Annotated in this window: 16 protein-coding genes; 15 read left to right on the top strand and 1 reads right to left on the bottom strand. The window is 67.4% G+C overall.

The annotated features are described in order from the left end of the window. The first annotated feature begins 8 nt into the window (after window positions 1-8). The 11 genes from AC24R4_RS00880 to AC24R4_RS00930 all read left to right on the top strand — a co-directional run bounded on the left by AC24R4_RS00880 (window position 9) and on the right by AC24R4_RS00930 (window position 10,171). Window positions 9-425 carry an acyl-CoA thioesterase gene (locus AC24R4_RS00880; protein ID WP_400397366.1) on the top strand — a complete coding sequence of 139 codons (417 nt, stop codon included), beginning with the start codon at window positions 9-11 and terminating at the stop codon, window positions 423-425. Continuing rightward, window positions 422-1,054: a LolA family protein gene (locus tag AC24R4_RS00885; RefSeq protein ID WP_487521970.1), complete on the top strand. Its 633-nt coding sequence runs from the start codon at window positions 422-424 to the stop codon at window positions 1,052-1,054. Before AC24R4_RS00880 ends, AC24R4_RS00885 begins: the two co-directional genes overlap by 4 nt. A 1-nt stretch (window position 1,055) precedes the next feature. Continuing rightward, complete coding sequence (locus AC24R4_RS00890; RefSeq protein ID WP_487522960.1) at window positions 1,056-3,407, top strand: MMPL family transporter; 2,352 nt, start codon at window positions 1,056-1,058, stop codon at window positions 3,405-3,407. 15 nt (window positions 3,408-3,422) lie between these two features. Continuing rightward, the gene (locus AC24R4_RS00895) at window positions 3,423-4,652 is read left to right on the top strand and encodes an NAD(P)/FAD-dependent oxidoreductase (protein ID WP_487521971.1); all 1,230 of its coding nucleotides are present in this window, start codon (window positions 3,423-3,425) and stop codon (window positions 4,650-4,652) included. Further along, entirely contained in the window at window positions 4,649-5,275 is a 627-nt protein-coding gene (locus tag AC24R4_RS00900; RefSeq protein ID WP_487521972.1) for a DUF3261 domain-containing protein, read from the top strand. Before AC24R4_RS00895 ends, AC24R4_RS00900 begins: the two co-directional genes overlap by 4 nt. Then, window positions 5,272-6,462 (top strand): beta-ketoacyl-ACP synthase, encoded by a 1,191-nt coding sequence (locus AC24R4_RS00905; protein WP_487521973.1) that lies wholly within the window; start codon window positions 5,272-5,274, stop codon window positions 6,460-6,462. Before AC24R4_RS00900 ends, AC24R4_RS00905 begins: the two co-directional genes overlap by 4 nt. A gap of 2 nt (window positions 6,463-6,464) precedes the next feature. After that, complete coding sequence (locus tag AC24R4_RS00910; RefSeq protein ID WP_487521974.1) at window positions 6,465-6,947, top strand: hotdog family protein; 483 nt, start codon at window positions 6,465-6,467, stop codon at window positions 6,945-6,947. Continuing rightward, a complete protein-coding gene (gene fabG / locus AC24R4_RS00915; RefSeq protein ID WP_487521975.1) occupies window positions 6,944-7,675 on the top strand; it encodes a 3-oxoacyl-ACP reductase FabG in 732 nt (243 codons plus the stop codon). Before AC24R4_RS00910 ends, fabG begins: the two co-directional genes overlap by 4 nt. Then, window positions 7,672-8,901, top strand: a complete 1,230-nt coding sequence (locus AC24R4_RS00920) for a beta-ketoacyl-ACP synthase (protein ID WP_400396792.1) — start codon at window positions 7,672-7,674, stop codon at window positions 8,899-8,901. The genes fabG and AC24R4_RS00920 overlap by 4 nt, the downstream gene beginning before the upstream one ends. Window positions 8,902-8,972: 71 nt before the next feature. After that, entirely contained in the window at window positions 8,973-9,422 is a 450-nt protein-coding gene (locus AC24R4_RS00925) for an excinuclease ATPase subunit (protein ID WP_487521976.1), read from the top strand. 50 nt (window positions 9,423-9,472) lie between these two features. Then, window positions 9,473-10,171: a 4'-phosphopantetheinyl transferase family protein gene (locus AC24R4_RS00930; protein WP_153948501.1), complete on the top strand. Its 699-nt coding sequence runs from the start codon at window positions 9,473-9,475 to the stop codon at window positions 10,169-10,171. A gap of 15 nt (window positions 10,172-10,186) precedes the next feature. Here AC24R4_RS00930 and AC24R4_RS00935 read toward each other — a convergent pair whose 3' ends face one another. Next, the gene (locus AC24R4_RS00935; protein ID WP_400397050.1) at window positions 10,187-10,921 is read right to left on the bottom strand and encodes an IclR family transcriptional regulator; all 735 of its coding nucleotides are present in this window, start codon (window positions 10,919-10,921) and stop codon (window positions 10,187-10,189) included. A gap of 331 nt (window positions 10,922-11,252) precedes the next feature. On the opposite strand from AC24R4_RS00935, the gene AC24R4_RS00940 reads away from it, so the two are divergent. From AC24R4_RS00940 to dbpA, 4 genes are all read left to right on the top strand, one after another. Further along, complete coding sequence (locus AC24R4_RS00940) at window positions 11,253-11,660, top strand: helix-turn-helix domain-containing protein (protein ID WP_487521977.1); 408 nt, start codon at window positions 11,253-11,255, stop codon at window positions 11,658-11,660. Next, on the top strand, window positions 11,660-12,982 hold the full coding sequence (locus AC24R4_RS00945) for a type II toxin-antitoxin system HipA family toxin (RefSeq protein ID WP_487521978.1): 1,323 nt from the start codon (window positions 11,660-11,662) through the stop codon (window positions 12,980-12,982). The genes AC24R4_RS00940 and AC24R4_RS00945 overlap by 1 nt, the downstream gene beginning before the upstream one ends. A gap of 711 nt (window positions 12,983-13,693) precedes the next feature. Then, window positions 13,694-15,010 carry an oxalate/formate MFS antiporter gene (gene oxlT / locus AC24R4_RS00950; RefSeq protein WP_487521979.1) on the top strand — a complete coding sequence of 439 codons (1,317 nt, stop codon included), beginning with the start codon at window positions 13,694-13,696 and terminating at the stop codon, window positions 15,008-15,010. A gap of 123 nt (window positions 15,011-15,133) precedes the next feature. Further along, a complete protein-coding gene (gene dbpA / locus AC24R4_RS00955) occupies window positions 15,134-16,537 on the top strand; it encodes an ATP-dependent RNA helicase DbpA (protein ID WP_400396262.1) in 1,404 nt (467 codons plus the stop codon). The last annotated feature ends 42 nt before the right edge of the window (window positions 16,538-16,579 follow it).

Below are 16,579 nucleotides of genomic sequence, written 5' to 3' on the forward strand. Positions count from 1 at the left end.
GCATCGCCATGTCCAAGGTTATCCATCATTCCATTACGCTGACGCCCGCGTTCCACGACCTCGATCCGATGAACGTGGTCTGGCACGGTAACTACATCCGCTATTTCGAGCTGGCGCGTTGCGCGCTGCTGCGCGAGATCGACTACGACTATCCGCAGATGCGCGATTCGGGGTATGCCTGGCCCGTGGTGGACCTGCGCGTCAAGTACATCCGTCCGCTGGTCTATGGTCAGGCCGTGGAGGTGCACGCGACGATCGTCGAATGGGAGAACCGGCTCAAGATCGAGTACGAGCTTCGCGACGCTGCGTCGGGCCAGCGCCTGACCAAGGGTTACTCGATCCAGGTGGCCGTGGACATGCAGACACAGGAGATGCTCTACGTGTGCCCGCCCGTGCTGTTCCAGAAGCTGGGGGTGGCCTCATGAAGCGCCGGCACGTCTTGCACCTGCTGGCCGGCGGGCTGGCCGCGGGAGTATTGGCCAGCGCCGTGCCCACCCATGCCGGGGACCTTCTCGGCGACGTGGCCGCGCGGCTGGCCGATGCGCCGGTCATCCGCGGCCAGTTCGAGCAGACGCGCCGGCTGGCCGGTTTCAGCAATCCGCTGGTGTCGCGCGGCGATTTCGTGCTGGCGCGCGGCCGGGGCGTGGTCTGGAGTACGCGCGAGCCGTTTCCGTCAAGCCTGCTGGTCACGCCGGACCGGCTGGTGATGCGCGGCGCCGACGGCAAGGTACAGCAGCAGATGCAGGCCGATAGCCAGCCGGCCATGCGGGTGGTGGGCGAATCGATGATTGCCGTGCTGCGCGGCGACCTGCGCAGCCTGCAGACGCGCTTCGAGGTGACCGGCAAGCTCGTGGGCAAGTCGGGCTGGGCGCTGACGCTGACTCCGGCCGATGCCGGCATGCGGCGCGTGTTTACGCGGATAGAACTGGCCGGTGACCGCTTCGTGCGCAATGTGCGGCTGGAAGAGGGCAGCGGCGACAGTACCGTGGTCCGCATGATCGACCCCTCGGCGGCAACCGGGCTGACCCGCGCCGAGGAGCAGCGTTTTGAGTGACATGGCAGGCGGCGTGGCGATGCGTGGCGGACTGACCCGCACGGGGCGCTGGCTGGCCATCGGCTGGCTGTTGCTGGTGGTGGCGCTGGCCGCGCACCAGTTCCAGTTCTGGCGGGCGTCGCGGCTGGATACCGACGTCATGGCGCTGTTGCCGACCAGCGAGCGCACGGCCACGGCCGACCGCGTGCTGCGGCGGCTGGCTGACGGTGTGGCGCAGGAAGTGGTCGTCCTGGTAGGCAGCCCGGACTGGGCGCGCACCCGCGCCGCCGCGCAGCGATTCCGTGCGGCCACCGGGCGGCAGGCGGATCTGCTCAAGCCGGTTGACACGATCGCGGCCTTCGATTTCGATGCGGCCCTGACGTTCTACCGGCCCTGGCGCGACCGGCTGCTGACCGATGCGCAGCGCCAGCAGTTGCAGGCGGCCGATCCCGACGCGCTGGCCCGGCAGGCGCTCACGCGGCTCTACCAGCTTTCCACGGGCCCGCGCCTGACCGACTGGGCCGCCGATCCGCTGGGGCTGTGGCAGGACTGGTGGCTGTCGCGGGCGGCTGTCACGCGCGTGCATGAGCGCGACGGGATGGCGGCGCTATCGGGGGACGGCCGGGAATGGGCGCTGCTGTCATACCAGATCACCAAGCCGGCGTTTTCCGTCAGCGGCAATACGGAGTACGGCGACCTGATCCAGGCCGCTGAAGCCGCGGCGCGCCAGGGCGATGACGGCGTGCGTGTGATAGCGGCCGGCATTCCGCTGCACGCCGAAGCTGCCGCCGCGCAGGCCAATCTGGAGATGAACGTCATCGGCTGGGGTTCGCTGGCGGCGGTGCTGCTGCTGGTCTGGCTCGCGTTCCGGTCCTTGCGCCCGATCGTGCTGGTGGGGCTGTCCCTGCTGATCGGCACGGCGGCGGCGATCTCGGCCACGGCCATCGTGTTCGATCGCGTGCATCTGGTGACGCTGGTGTTCGGCGCCAGCCTCGTGGGCGTGGCGGAGGATTTCGGCATCCACTATTTCGTTACCCGCCAGGCCATGCCCGGCGCATCGCCGCCCAAGGTCATGCGGTTCCTGCTGCCTGGCATGGCGCTGGCGCTGTTGACCAGCGTGGTGGCCTACCTGGCGCTGGGCATCGCGCCGTTCCCGGGACTGCGCCAGATGGCGCTGTTTTCGGCAGTGGGGCTGGTGGCGGCCTTCCTTACCGTGGTGGTCTGGTTTCCGCTGCTGGACCGTGGCAGCTTGCGGCAGACGCGGCTGTCCACGTGGCTGGCCGATAGCCTGGCGCGCTGGCCGCGCGTGCGCAACGATGCCCGCACGTGGCTGGCGCTGGCCGGACTGGCCCTGTTTATCGTGCCAGGCGTCTGGCAGGTACGCGTCGTGGATGACGTGCGGCAGTTGCAGAGTTCGCCACCGGCCCTGGTGGAGGCCCAGCGTACGGCGGGCCGGCTGCTCGGCACGCCCAGCCCGGCGCAGTTCGTGCTGGTGCGCGGCGCCACGCCAGACGAAGTGTTGTCCCGCGAGGAAGCCGTCAAGGCCCGGCTGGCCGATACCATCGGCCGGGGCGACTTCGCCGGCTTCGTGTCGATTTCGGACTGGGTCCCCTCTGCGGCGCGCCAGCGTGCCGATGCGGCGCTGGCCAATCGCCAGGAGCTTGCGGTGCGTCAACGTGTAGCGCATGCGCTCGGTGGCACGATTGCGCCGCCGCCGGCAGCCGAGGGGGATGAGGTGCTGAAGCTGACTGCCTGGCTGGCCCATCCGGTATCGGGCACGCTGCGCCATCTGTGGCTGGGGCGGGAAGGCAGCGGCTATGCCAGCGTGATGCTGTTGCGCGGGCTGGAACGGCCGGCCGCCATGGCGGGCATCGCGCGCGAAGTGAATGCGGTGAGCGGGGCCGAGTGGGTGGACCGCATCGCCGATCTGTCGGGCCTGTTGCATCACTATCGCGTACTGATGAGCTGGCTGCTGCTGGCGGGCGCCGCCGGTGTGGCGCTGCTGCTGGGCTGGCGCTATGGCGCCGCCGGCTGGCGCGCGCTGGTGCCCACGCTGCTGGCGGCGGCGTTCAGCGTGGCTGTGCTGGGCTGGCTGCAGGTGCCGCTGCAGCTGTTCTCGGTGCTGGCACTGGCGCTGCTGCTGGGAGTGGGCGTGGATTACGGCATCTTCCTGCTCGAACATCCCGGCGATGGGGTGTCATGGACGGCCATCGTTCTGGGCGCGGCCGGCACGCTGCTGGCGTTTGGCCTGCTGGCCTTGTCTTCCACGCCGGCGCTGCTTGCGTTTGGCATGACCATGCTTTCGGGCGTGGGCGCGGTCTGGGTGCTGTCGCCATGGTTTCGTCCGGCCGCTCCGCCCATCCAACAACATTGAACAGGGTTGATTCACATGAAGAAGGAACAGGTAGAAGTTCTGATCGTCGGCGCCGGCCCCGCGGGTTCGGTGGCGGCCGGCCTGTTGCGCCGGCGCGGCATCGAGGTGCTGGTGATCGAGAAGGAGACCTTCCCGCGTTTCTCCATTGGCGAGAGCCTGCTGCCGCAGAGCATGGCGTACATCGAGGAGGCCGGTATGCTGCAGGCCGTGGTGGAAGCCGGCTTCCAGTACAAGAACGGCGCCGCGTTCTCGCATAAGGGGCAGCACACCGCGTTCGACTTCCGCGACAAGTTCTCGCCGGGCTGGGGCACCACGTACCAGGTACAGCGTGCCGACTTCGACAACGTGCTGATCCGCGAGGCCGCGAAGCAAGGCGCCGAGGTGCGCTTCCGGCACGTGGTGGAAGCGGTGGACGTGAGCGGCGCCCGGCCTCTGGTGACGGTGCGCGATCCGGACGGCGACGTCTACACGGTGGCGCCGAAATTCCTGCTCGATGCCTCCGGCTTTGGGCGCATCCTGCCGCGTCTGCTGAAGCTGGAGTCGCCGTCGAACTTCCCCGTGCGCGCGGCCATCTTCACGCACGTGGAAGACCGCGTGCCCGTGGGCGCATTCGACCGCAACAAGATTCTGATCTGCGTACATCCCGAGCACGTGGACGTCTGGTACTGGACCATCCCGTTCTCGAACGGCCGGTGCTCGCAGGGCGTGGTGGCGGAAAAATCGTTCCTCGACCGCTATGCGGGCGACGACATGGCGAAGCTCAAGACGCTGGTCGGGGAAGAGCCCGGCCTGGCCGCACTGCTCAAGGACGCCAACTGGGATACGCCGGCACGCCAGATCGTCGGCTATTCGGCCAACGTCAGTTCGCTGTGGGGCAACGGCTACGCGCTGCTGGGCAATGCCGGCGAGTTTCTCGACCCGGTGTTCTCGTCGGGGGTGACGATCGCTTTCAAGTCGGCCAGCCTGGCTGCAGCCTGCGTGGCGCGGCAGATTGCAGGCGAAACGGTGGACTGGGACGCCGATTACGCCAGGCCGCTGAAGGCCGGTGTGGACTGCTTCCGCACATACGTCGAGGCATGGTACGAAGGCAGCTTCCAGAAGGTGATCTTCCATCCCAAGGGCACGCCCGAGATCCGCCGGATGATTTCGTCGATCCTGGCCGGATATGCGTGGGACACCAACAATCCTTACGTGGCCGAGTCGCGGCGGCGGCTTGGCGTGCTGGAGCAGCTTTGCTCGGCTTGAGACGTAGCGCCGCCGCTGCCGCATGCGCTGGCGTGCTGGCCCTGGCCGGTTGCACGACGCAGCCGCCACGGGACGGCATGTCCGCGGGCGTGGCGGCCGGCACGCGCGCCGAGGGCGCGGTGCCGCTGCTGCGCCTGCCGCCGGGGTCACTGGGCCGCACCCTGAACCTGCAGCAGCAGATCACGGTGCAATACCCGTCGCCGCAGGGCGAGCAGACGCGCGACATGCTGGCGCTGCTGGAAGCCGATGCCGCCCATACCCGGCTGGCCGCCGTGGCGGGCGGCCAGGTGCTGGCGCGCCTGGACTGGGACGGTCATGACCTGCGCGTGAGCAAGGCACCGTGGGCGCCCCCGGAGCTGCTGCCCGAGCGTATCCTCAGTGATCTGCAGTTGTCGCTCTGGCCCGTGGCGGCCATCCAGGCGGCACTGCCGGCGGGCTGGCGCGTCGAAGTGGCGCCCGGCCTTCGCCAGTTGCGGGCGGGCGACGAAGTCGTGGCGGAAATCCGCTATCCCGACGCCCGAACCACGCTGTTCGTGCAGCGGCGCGACGGCTATCGGCTGACGATCCGTACGCTGCAGGATCTCGGCGGGCGGCAGGACACAGGGCAGGGGAGGGCGCAATGACGGTCTACATGAATGCGATGAACGTGATCTGCGCGCTCGGCAGCGGCGCCGATGCCGTCCGCGCGGCACTGTTCCGGACCGATGGTCCGAGCGGCGGCGAGCTGACGGATCGCTATACGCCCGGCATGCCATTGCACCTGGGCACCGTGCGCGAGCCAGTGGCCGCCACCGATCTGCCCGCCGGCATCGCGCCGGAGCTGTTCAGCCGCAACAATGCGCTGCTGGACCGCACGCTGGCGGCGATCCGTCCTGAAGTGGAGGCCGCCCTGGCACGCGTGGGACCGCAGCGCGTGGCGATTGTGCTCGGCACCAGTACGTCGGGCATCAGCGGCGGGGAGGTCGCCGTGAGCGAACGTGCCCGCACGGGCGCGTGGCCAGCCGGATTCCATTACGGGCAGCAGGAGCTTGGCTCGCCCGCGCAATACCTGGCGCTGGCGCTGGGCGTGGCTGGGCCGTCGTACACGATTTCCACCGCTTGCTCGTCGAGCGCCAAGTCCCTGGTCGCCGCGGCGCGCCTGCTGGAACAGGGTATTGCCGACGTAGTCATCGCGGGTGGGGTGGATACGCTGTGCGCGTTCACGATCGCGGGATTCCGCTCGCTGGACAGTGTCAGCGTCGCACGCTGCAATCCGCTGTCCGCGAACCGCCAGGGCATCAATCTGGGCGAAGGTGCGGCGCTGTTCCTGATGTCGCGCGAAGCAGGCCCCGTGCGGCTGGCCGGCTGGGGCGAGACGTCGGACGCGCACCACATGTCGGCGCCGGACCCGGCCGGCGCCGGGGCGCGTGCCGCGATGCAGCAGGCGCTGGCGCGCGCCGGCCTGGGCCCGGCGGATATCGACTACCTGAACCTGCACGGCACCGCCACGGAACAGAACGACGCGATGGAGTCGCGCGCGGTGTCGGATCTGCTGGGCCCCGATGTGCCGGTCAGCTCCACCAAACCGCAGACCGGCCATACCCTGGCCGCCGCCGGGGCGGTGGAGGCAGCCCTGATGTACCTGACGCTGCACGGCAATCCGCACGGCAGGCTGCCCGCGCACTGGTGGGACGGCGTGGCCGACGCCGCCTTGCCGGAGCTGCATGTGGTGGGGCCTGACGAGTCGCTGGGCCGGCCGGTGCGCCATGTGATGAGCAATTCGTTCGCGTTTGGCGGCAGCAACAGCGTGCTGGTGATGGGACCGGGCTAAAGATGAACACAACCGAACCGATATCGAATCAACTGCAACTGCCTCCGGTGGCCGAGGTGGTGCCTCACGCAGGCGCGATGCGCCTGATCGACGAACTGGTGCATGCGGATGCCGACGGGTGCGTGGCGCGCGCCACGGTACGCGCCACGCAGCTGTTCGTGGACGACGACGGCATGCCGGCCTGGGTGGGCATCGAATACATGGCCCAGACCATTGCCGCATGGGCTGGCGCGCAGGACCGCATGGCCGGGCGGCCGCCCGGCATCGGCTTCCTGCTGGGCTCCCGGCGCTACGCCTGCGACGTGCCGGCATTCCCGGTGGGCAGCGTGCTGACGGTGGCCGCGCGCGTGGAACTGGCCGGCGACAATGGCCTGGGAATGTTCGCCTGCACGCTGTCGCTGGATGGCCGCGAGGTGGCGCGCGCCAATGTTTCGGTATTCCGGCCTGCCGATGCGCAGGCGTTTCTCCAGGGGCAGCAAGCATGACCAACAAGACCGTGCTCGTCACGGGTTCCTCGCGCGGCATTGGCCGCGCCATCGCGTTGCGCCTGGCGCACGACGGCTACGACGTGGTGGTGCATTGCCGCGCGCGGCGCGACGAAGCCGAGGCCGTGGCCGACGCCGTGCGCGCTTTCGGCCGCAATGCGCGCGTGCTGGCCTTCGACATCGCCCACCGCGAAGCCACGGCCAGCACGCTGCTGGCCGACATCGAGGCACACGGCTGCTACTACGGGGTGGTCTGCAACGCTGGCCTGGCGCGCGACGCGGCGTTTCCCGCCATGTCGGGCGACGAATGGGACGAAGTCGTGCATACCAACCTGGATGCGTTCTACAACGTGCTGAACCCGCTGGTCATGCCGATGGTGCAGCGCCGCCGGGCGGGCCGCATCGTCACGCTGTCGTCGGTGTCGGGGCTGGTGGGCAACCGGGGGCAGACCAACTACAGCGCGGCCAAGGCCGGCATCATAGGCGCCACCAAGGCGCTGGCCATCGAACTGGCCAAGCGGCAGATCACGGTCAACTGCGTGGCGCCGGGACTGATCGATACCGAGATGATTGACGAACACGTGCGCGAAGAGGCACTGAAGATGATCCCGGCGCGACGCATGGGCACGCCGGACGAAGTGGCCGCCACGGTGGCCTTCCTGCTTTCGCCAGATGCCGGTTACATTACACGCCAGGTGATTTCGGTGAACGGGGGGATGTTTGGATGAAGCGGGTCGTAGTTACCGGCGCGGGCGCCGTGAGCGCCCTGGGCAACCACTGGCCGACGGTGCGCGAGCGCCTGGCCAGCGGGCGCAACGCCGTGGTGCAAATGCCCGAGTGGGACGATATCCGGGGGCTTAACACCCGGCTGGGGGCGCCCGTGCCGCCGTTCACGCTGCCGTCGCACTACACGCGCAAGCTGACCAGGTCGATGGGCCGGGTGTCGCTGATGGCGGTGCTGGCCAGCGAGGCCGCGCTGGCCGACGCCGGCCTGGCAGGCGATCCGCTGGTCACCAGCGGACGCATGGGCATTGCCTACGGGTCCTCCACGGGTACGCCCTCGGCCGTGCAGGATTTCGGCCGCATGATGACCGAGCGGTCGACCGAGGACATCAGCGCCACCACGTACATCCGCATGATGCCGCACACCGCGGCGGTCAATATCGGCGTGTTCTTCGGCATCACGGGGCGCATCCTGACCACCTCCAGCGCCTGTACGTCGGGCAGCCAGGGCATTGGGTATGCGTACGAGACCATCCGTATGGGCAAGCAGGTGGCCATGCTGGCGGGCGGCGGGGAAGAGCTGGACGCCACCGAGGCGGCGGTGTTCGACACGCTGTTCGCCACCAGCACGCGCAACGATGCCCCGCACACCACGCCGCGCCCGTTCGATGCCGACCGCGACGGCCTGGTGCTGGGGGAGGGGGCGGGGACGCTGGTGCTGGAGGAACTCGAACACGCGCAGGCGCGCGGCGCGCGTATCCTCGCCGAGATCGTCGGCTACGGCACCAACAGCGACGGCGCGCACGTGACGCAGCCACAGGCCGACACCATGGCCGTGGCGATGCGCCTGGCGCTGGAGGAAGCCGGTATTGCCCCCGGGGCGGTCGGCTACGTCAACGCGCACGGCACGGCCACCGACCACGGCGATATCGCCGAATCGCATGCCACGCATGCGGTGTTCGGTCCCGATATTCCCATCAGTTCGCTCAAGAGCTTCATGGGTCATACGCTGGGCGCATGCGGCGCGCTGGAGGCGTGGATGACGATCGAGATGATGCGCGACCGCTGGTTCGCGCCCACCGCGAACCTGACCCGGCCGGACCCGCGCTGCGCGCCCCTGGACCACATCATGGGCGAGGGTCGCCGCATCGACACCGACTATGTGATGAGCAACAATTTCGCGTTCGGGGGCATCAATACCGCGCTGATATTCCGCCGCTGGCCCACATGAAGCCGATGTCCTGCCGCGCCCGTGCGGTAATTCGTCTAACCTGTTCCAAAACGAAAAAGAAAGGAAGGTCAATGAAACTCGCCGCCCTCCCGCTGGCTGCCGTTGCCTGTGCCGCCACGCTGCTGTCCGCGCCCGCCGCCGCGCGCGATACCAGGTACATGCTGCCGTTCGCCGACGTGCTGAACATGCCCGAAGCCCAGGAAAAGCTCGATGGCTCGGTGAAGTTCTACCTGTCGGGTGCCAGGACGCCCAAGGTGCTGGAAAGGAAGGACAGCGACGTCTCGAACAAGAAGACCAACGGTGTGGGAAAGAGCGACGAGGAAGCCTGCCGCTGGGCCGCGCTGTCCGCGCTGATCGCCTTCCAGGAGAAGGCCAAGTCGGTGGGCGCCAACGCCGTGGTCGATATGGTGAGCTATTACAGAAAGGATACCAACGCCAGCGCGTCGGAATACGAATGCCACGCCGGCGCCGTGGTGGCGGGCGTGACACTCAAGGGCACGTACGCCAACGTGGCGAACTGATCCATTACCCTGACACGCCGCGCTGGAAGCTGCCGAAGGAACCTGTCCCCATGCCGATTGCCCTGCGTACCGGATCGGTCATGGCCTTTGCCGCCATGGCGCCACCTGTCAGCCGCTGGATGTCCGCCGAGGAACTGGCGCGGCTGGCGGCCATGCGGGCGCAGCAACGCGCCGAGCAGTTTGCGGCGGGCCGCTGGCTGGCGCGGCGGCTGCTGGCCGTGACCTTCGGCGGCGATGCATCGGAATGGGCGTTGTCGGCGGCCGAGGACGCGCCGCCCCTGGCGACCCATGTGGCCGGCGCGGTGGGTACGCCGGTCTTCGTCTCGATTGCCCACTCGGGCGATCACCTTGCCTGTGCGGTCTCGGACATGCCGGTCGGCGTGGATATCGAGGAACTGCAGCCGCGCCGCCACCTGGATACGCTGATCGAGGCCACCACCACGGAAGCCGAACGCGCGGCGCTGCCCGACCTGCTGGCCGCCGGCGACGAGGATGCCCGCATGCTGGCGTTCTTCCAGCTCTGGACGCTCAAGGAGGCGTGGATCAAGTGCCACGGCGGCAACCTGTTCCAGACCATGATGGGGCAGGTGGTGGAGGCCAGGCCGTCGCCGCTGGCGCAGGCCAACGGGCTGACCTGGCGCCGCAAGAATGCCGTGCTGGCGCTGGCCGCGGCTTCGGGGCTGGAGGATGACCTCGGCCTGCCGCAGGCCACCGGCTGGCGGCTGCACGCGCAGGAAACCGTCGATTAGGCTGGCTCCGGACGCTCAGGTCTTTTCGAGCGAGGCGCACGCCGCGCGCAGGATCGCCGCGTAGTGCTCCAGGTGCGGCTCGATCCGGTACACCGGCCCCGCAATCGAAATCGCATAGCATTCCCCCGACAGCCGCACCGGCCAGGCCAGCGCGCCCACATCGGGCATCGATTCACTGAGATTGACGTAGGCGCCGCGCTCGCGCGACTGGCGCAGGTCGGCCTCCAGCGTAGCGGGCGTGGTCAGCGTGCGGGGCGTAAAGCCCTGGAACGCCAGCCGGGGCAGCAGCGCGGCGCGTTCGCCGTCGTCCATCGCGGCCAGCAGGGCCTTGCCGATGGAGTTGGCGTGCAGGTCCCGCCGTTCGCCAGCCGTGGCGATATAGCGAATCGCGTGCGGGGATTCGAGCACGTCCAGATAGACCACGGCCGTGCCTTCATGCAGCTTGCCGATGACGATGGTTTCGCCGGTGGCGTCGCGCAATTCGCTCATCGTGCCGTGGACGCGGTCCAGCACCGGATCGTGCCGGGCAATCTGCTGCGCCATCGCCAGCAGCCGCCCCGTGGGGTAGTAGCCCTGCCGGCGGGCGGTTTCGTAGAGATAGCCGAGCGACGTCAGGGTGCGGATCAGCGCCAGGCAACTGGATGCCGGCACCGCCAGCAGGCGCGCCAGTTCCGACAGCGACAGCGCCCGCCGTTCCCGCGCAAAGGTCTCGATGATCTCGATGACCCGCAGGGCGGTCTTGACGTTCATTGCCGGGGGTTTTGCGGACTCTGGGCGCTCTGGCATGGGGGCTGGGCAGGATCGGACGTGCGCGGATCGTGTTGCGGCCCGGGCAGGGGCCTTCGGGGCGGACTGTAGCACGGCGCCCCGCACGAGGCGACCGCAGGCGCACCCCAAGACGCACCTGAGGACGTACCCGACGCACCCGACGCGCCCTGATACGCACCGGATACAACCTTTACGTTGTAAATCGACTTTACAACCTCTCCGTTGTAACTTGAAAATACAACCTCTACGTAGTAAAACGGCTTTACAACCGTTATGTTGTCAGCCTGAATCCCGACGCGTTCGCGCAGCCCCCATGGCCCACCAATATCCCATCCGAATCCTGACCCAGCTGAATCCGGTATTGCAGGGGTTTCGCCGGTCGCGCGGCCTGACCCAGGCCGAAGTGGCGGCGCGCCTCGGTGTCAGCCAGCAAAGCTATGCCCGGCTGGAGGCCAATCCCGGGCGCGCCAGCATGGCGCGCGTCCTGGCGGTGCTGCAGGCGCTGGAGGTCGATCTGGTACTGGCGCCGCGCGGCGCGGCGGTGGCCGCGGATGCCACGGATGCCACGGATGCGGCCGGCGCCGGAAAGGCCAAGCGCGGCAAGGCTGACAAGGCCGCCAAGCCTCGAAAGCCCGGCACCGCCCAGGCAACGTCGCGGCCGGCCGGCACGGTCGCGCGCCGCTCGGCCAAGCCCGATCAGGGCCCGGGAGAGGACTGGTAATGGGCAGGCGTGCGCTCCGGCGCCGGCTTGGCGTCTGGATGAATGGCTGGCTGACGGGTACGTGGGAACGGGGCACCGATGGTGAGTCGTTTGCCTACGATGCCGACTGGGTGGAGAGTCCCCAGGGACGTCCCCTTTCTCTCTCGCTGCCATTCCGCTCCGATGCCGCCCCGTATCGCGGTGGCGTGGTCACCGACTACTTCGACAACCTGTTGCCCGACAGCGATGCCATCCGCCGCCGCCTGGCGCAGCGCCATCGCACCCAGGGCACCGGGCCGTTCGACCTGCTGGCCGCGTTGGGGCGCGACTGCGTCGGCGCGCTGCAACTGCTGCCGGAGGGCGCCGAGCCCGAAGGGCTGCGCACCATCGAAGGCACGCCGCTGGATGCGTCGGGCATCGCGCGGCTGCTGCGCGATGCCACGCGCAGTGCGCCGCTCGGCCAGCACGACGACGAAGGCGACTTGCGGCTGTCGATTGCCGGCGCGCAGGAAAAGACCGCGCTGCTGCATCACGGCGGGCAATGGCTGCTGCCGCACGGCAGCACCCCCACCACCCATATCCTCAAGCTGCCGCTGGGACTGGTGGGCAACATGCGCGCGGACATGCGCACCTCGGTGGAAAACGAATGGCTGTGCGCCCGGATGGTGAGCCACTTTGGCCTGCCCATCGCCGATTGCGCCATCGAAACGTTCGAGGACCAGAAGGTGCTGGTGGTGGAGCGCTTCGACCGGCGGCTGGCGCCCGACGGCAGCTGGATCATCCGCCTGCCCCAGGAGGACTTTTGCCAGGCGCTGGGCCTGTCGCCGCTGGCGAAGTATCAGGCCGACGGCGGCCCAGGCATCGCGGACATCATGAGCGTGCTGGCGGCGTCCGAAACCCCGGCCCATGATCGCCGTAATTTCTTCAAGACGCAGATCCTGTTCTGGCTGCTGGCGGCGACGGACGGGCATGCCAAGAACTTCAGCCTGTCGATCGGGCCGGGCGGCCGCTACTGGTCGACGCCGCTGTACGACGTGCTGTCGGCGTTCCCGATCCTGGGCGGCGGCGCAAACCAGCTGGCGCCGCAAAAGGCCCGCCTGGCCATGGCCGTGCGCGGCACGCAGAACCACTATCGCATTGCGCAGATCATGCGCCGGCACTGGCTGGAGCAGGGGCGGCGGGTGGGCATGCCTGCCGAGGTGGTCGAGGCTATCCTGATGGAGCTCAAGGCGGCCGTCGAGCCCGCCATCGACGCCACGGCGGCCGAATTGCCGGCGACGTTTCCGCCCGACGTGGCCGAGCGCGTGTTCGAGGGGCTACGGACGCAGGCGCGGCGCCTCTGAGCATTTTCAAGGTGCGCCATTATTCTGACAAAATTGTAATGCGCCGCGATTAAGAGAAAACCCTCGAATGACGAATAGACGTTAAAAGATCACCTATAAATAGAGCCTACGTGTTGCGAACTGGTGTCACGCATCACGCCTCCGCCCGCCTGTGCTAGCCTGCGGGCTTTTTTTTTGTCCATTTTCCGGCCATGAATGCATCGTAATGATTAATGGTGGGATTTTCATGGGTCCCGGGAATGAATACGTATTCCGGGGTGGTGAAAACCCTCTCCCCGCTTTCGCTTGACTATGTTGGTATATCACATACCTTGTATCTGTCGCGTTGCGCATTACGCGAACATTACGCCGAACATTACATATTTGTAATGCGAGATAGCCACCGAACATTACAAACCTGTCATTCATTCGGGGATTTTTGATATCGAGGAGATTTCAGATGCAAAACGAATAGCAGGTCGATGAATTACCTGGAAACCAAGGCTGGACAAGGGTTCTGGCGCGCATTCGGTACCAACTCGTGGTTTGAGCAATGGCGGTCCTGCGCAAATGGGTTTCACACGCGAAACCGGAAGACCAAAACAACAAGAACGATGACACAGGAGACACGCAAATGCAGGCGACCATTTTACGGTTCGGGCGCACGATGCCCGTGTATCGAACCGCATCCCCAAACATTGCAGACCACACCACGACAACAGGGAGCGCGCAATGACTCACGCACCGACCGGGGCCCTGCGCCCCAATCCACAGGTTTCCGACAGCAAACGCTGGTTCCAGTTGCTGGTAGGCGTTGTCTGCATGATCGCGACGGCGAATATCCAGTACGCCTGGACGCTATTCGTGCCGGAAATCCAGGACACCTTTGGCTGGTCTCGCGCCAATATCCAGATTGCCTTTACGATTTTCGTGCTGGTACAGACCTGGCTGGCACCGATCGAGGGGTATTTCATTGATAAATTCGGCCCGCGCCTGATGGTGGCGTTTGGCGCACTATTCATCGGGTTTGCCTGGGTGATCAATTCGCAGGCCACCACGCTGATGGGCTTCTACGTGGGCGCCGCCGTGGGCGGGCTGGGTGTGGGTTCGATCTACGCCACCTGCATCAACAACGCGATCAAGTGGTTCCCGGACCGTCGCGGGCTGGCCGTGGGCCTGACGGCCGGCGGCTACGGCGCCGGTTCGGCGGCCACCATCCTGCCCATCGCCGCAATGATCGAATCGCAGGGCTTCCAGCACACGTTCCTGTTCTTCGGCATCCTGCAGGGCGCGCTGGCGTTCATGGCCGCATGGTTCCTGCGCGCGCCGCAGGCCAGCGAGGTGAAGGCATCGAGCAAGATCTACCAGTCCACGCGCGACTACACGCTGCGCGAGGCGCTGGCCACCAAGCTGTTCTGGCTGATGCTGGTGATGTTCGTGCTGGTGGTCACCGGCGGCATGATGGCCGTGGCGCAACTGGGCGTGATCGCCAAGGATCTGGGCGTCAAGGAGTTCAAGGTTGACCTGTACTTCTTCACGATGGCCGCGCTGCCGCTGGCGCTGATGCTCGACCGCGTGATGAACGGCATTTCGCGGCCGCTCTTCGGCTGGATCTCGGACAACATCGGCCGAGAGAAGACGATGGTGATCGCGTTTTCGCTGGAAGGAATCGGGATCATCGCGCTGGGCTACTTCGGCAGCAATCCGTACGCGTTCCTGATCCTGTCGGGCGTGGTGTTCCTGGCGTGGGGCGAAGTCTACTCGCTGTTCTCGGCCCTGGCCGGCGACGCGTTCGGCACCAAGCACATCGGCAAGATCTACGGCGTGCTCTACACGGCCAAGGGCATTGGCGCGCTGTTCGTGCCGATCGGCAACCTGATGATGGAGGCCACCGGCACGTGGTCGACGGTGCTCTATACCGTGGCCACCATGGATCTGCTGGCCGCGTTCCTGGCGTTCACGGTGCTGAGGCCGGTGTTCGCGAACCATGTGGCGGCATCGAAACGGGCCTTTGCCGGCGAGCGGGGCGGGACGCAAGTGCCAGCCTGACGTACCGCTCAGGCCGGAAGGTGCCGCGGCTGGCGTCTTCCCGATGGCACGGCGGGGCCCGAGGGCAGGGCGGGACAGGGCGGGACAGGGCGGCATTGCCCCGCCATGCATCTATAATCCGGCATGACTTCTTCAGCCCCTACCCCATTTGCCACGCTGCAGCTGTCCGCGGCCATGCAGGCTACGCTTGCCCAGCTTGGCTACGACGCCATGACGCCGATCCAGGCCGCCAGCCTGCCGCTCGCGCTGGCTGGCCACGACCTGATCGCCCAGGCGCGTACCGGAAGCGGCAAGACCGCCGCTTTCGGGCTTGCCCTGCTGCACCGGCTGGACCCGCGTTCCTTCGACGTACAGGCGCTGGTGCTTTGCCCCACGCGCGAACTGGCCGACCAGGTCACCCAGGAAATCCGACGCCTGGCCCGCGCCGAGGACAACGTCAAGGTGCTGACACTCTGCGGCGGATCGCCGATCCGGCCGCAGGTGGAAAGCCTGGTGCACGGCGCCCACGTGATTGTCGGCACGCCGGGCCGGATCATCGACCACCTGGATCGCGGCAGCCTGAATCTCGACACGATCAACACGCTGGTGCTCGATGAAGCCGACCGCATGCTAGACATGGGCTTTCATGACGACATCGCGTTCATCGCCAGCCACGCGCCGAAGAACCGGCAGACGCTGCTGTTCTCGGCCACGTATCCGGACGCCATCGACAAGCTCGCCCATCGTTTTCTGCGCCAGCCGAAGACGGTGAAGGTAGCGGAGTCGCACGACGCCGGCACCATCACGCAGCGGTTCTACGAAGTGGAAAACAGCGAGCGGCTCAACGCGGTTGGCCTGTTGCTCGACCATTTCCGCCCGGCGACCACGCTTGCGTTCTGCAATACGAAGGCGCGTTGCCGCGATCTGGCCGATTTGCTACACGCGCAGGGTTACGCCGCGCTCGAGCTGCATGGCGATCTGGACCAGCGCGAGCGCGATCAGGTGCTGGTGCAGTTTGCCAACCGGAGCTGCTCGGTGCTGGTGGCGACTGACGTGGCCGCGCGCGGGCTCGACATCGCGCAACTGGAAGCCGTGATCAACGTGGACGTCACGCCAGACCCCGAGGTGCACGTGCACCGCGTGGGCCGTACCGGCCGTGCCGGCGAGGCAGGCATGGCGTTCAGCCTGGTCAGCCTGGACGAAATGGGCCGCGTGGGCAATATCGAACAGCATCAGGGCGGCGAGTTCGAGTGGCACCCGCTGGCCGAACTGACGCCCGCAGGTGGCGGGCGGCTGCTGCCGCCCATGGTGACGCTGCAGATGCTGGGCGGCCGCAAGGAGAAGATCCGGGCCGGCGACATCCTGGGCGCGCTGACCGGCGAGGCCGGCTTCACGAAGGAGCAGGTCGGCAAGATCAGCGTGATGGAGATGTCCACCTACATCGCCGTGGGCCGCGCCATCGGCCGCGAGGCGGTGAAGCGGCTCAACGAGGGCAAGGTCAAGGGCCGCAAGGTGAAGGTCAGGATGCTGACCACCGGCCAGCGTTAAGCCATTGCCATGCCGGTCCCGGCCGGGACCGGCCGGCCAGAC

The sequence above is a fragment of the Cupriavidus sp. CER-90 genome, from assembly GCF_057652055.1.

Coding starts and splice junctions, on each gene's coding strand:
- AC24R4_RS00880 (WP_400397366.1), top strand. CDS start 9: ATGTCCAAGGTTATCCATCATTCCATTACGCTGACGCCCGCGTTCCAC.
- AC24R4_RS00885 (WP_487521970.1), top strand. CDS start 422: ATGAAGCGCCGGCACGTCTTGCACCTGCTGGCCGGCGGGCTGGCCGCG.
- AC24R4_RS00890 (WP_487522960.1), top strand. CDS start 1,056: ATGGCAGGCGGCGTGGCGATGCGTGGCGGACTGACCCGCACGGGGCGC.
- AC24R4_RS00895 (WP_487521971.1), top strand. CDS start 3,423: ATGAAGAAGGAACAGGTAGAAGTTCTGATCGTCGGCGCCGGCCCCGCG.
- AC24R4_RS00905 (WP_487521973.1), top strand. CDS start 5,272: ATGACGGTCTACATGAATGCGATGAACGTGATCTGCGCGCTCGGCAGC.
- AC24R4_RS00910 (WP_487521974.1), top strand. CDS start 6,465: ATGAACACAACCGAACCGATATCGAATCAACTGCAACTGCCTCCGGTG.
- fabG (WP_487521975.1), top strand. CDS start 6,944: ATGACCAACAAGACCGTGCTCGTCACGGGTTCCTCGCGCGGCATTGGC.
- AC24R4_RS00920 (WP_400396792.1), top strand. CDS start 7,672: ATGAAGCGGGTCGTAGTTACCGGCGCGGGCGCCGTGAGCGCCCTGGGC.
- AC24R4_RS00925 (WP_487521976.1), top strand. CDS start 8,973: ATGAAACTCGCCGCCCTCCCGCTGGCTGCCGTTGCCTGTGCCGCCACG.
- AC24R4_RS00930 (WP_153948501.1), top strand. CDS start 9,473: ATGCCGATTGCCCTGCGTACCGGATCGGTCATGGCCTTTGCCGCCATG.
- AC24R4_RS00935 (WP_400397050.1), bottom strand. CDS start 10,921: ATGAACGTCAAGACCGCCCTGCGGGTCATCGAGATCATCGAGACCTTT.
- AC24R4_RS00940 (WP_487521977.1), top strand. CDS start 11,253: ATGGCCCACCAATATCCCATCCGAATCCTGACCCAGCTGAATCCGGTA.
- AC24R4_RS00945 (WP_487521978.1), top strand. CDS start 11,660: ATGGGCAGGCGTGCGCTCCGGCGCCGGCTTGGCGTCTGGATGAATGGC.
- oxlT (WP_487521979.1), top strand. CDS start 13,694: ATGACTCACGCACCGACCGGGGCCCTGCGCCCCAATCCACAGGTTTCC.
- dbpA (WP_400396262.1), top strand. CDS start 15,134: ATGACTTCTTCAGCCCCTACCCCATTTGCCACGCTGCAGCTGTCCGCG.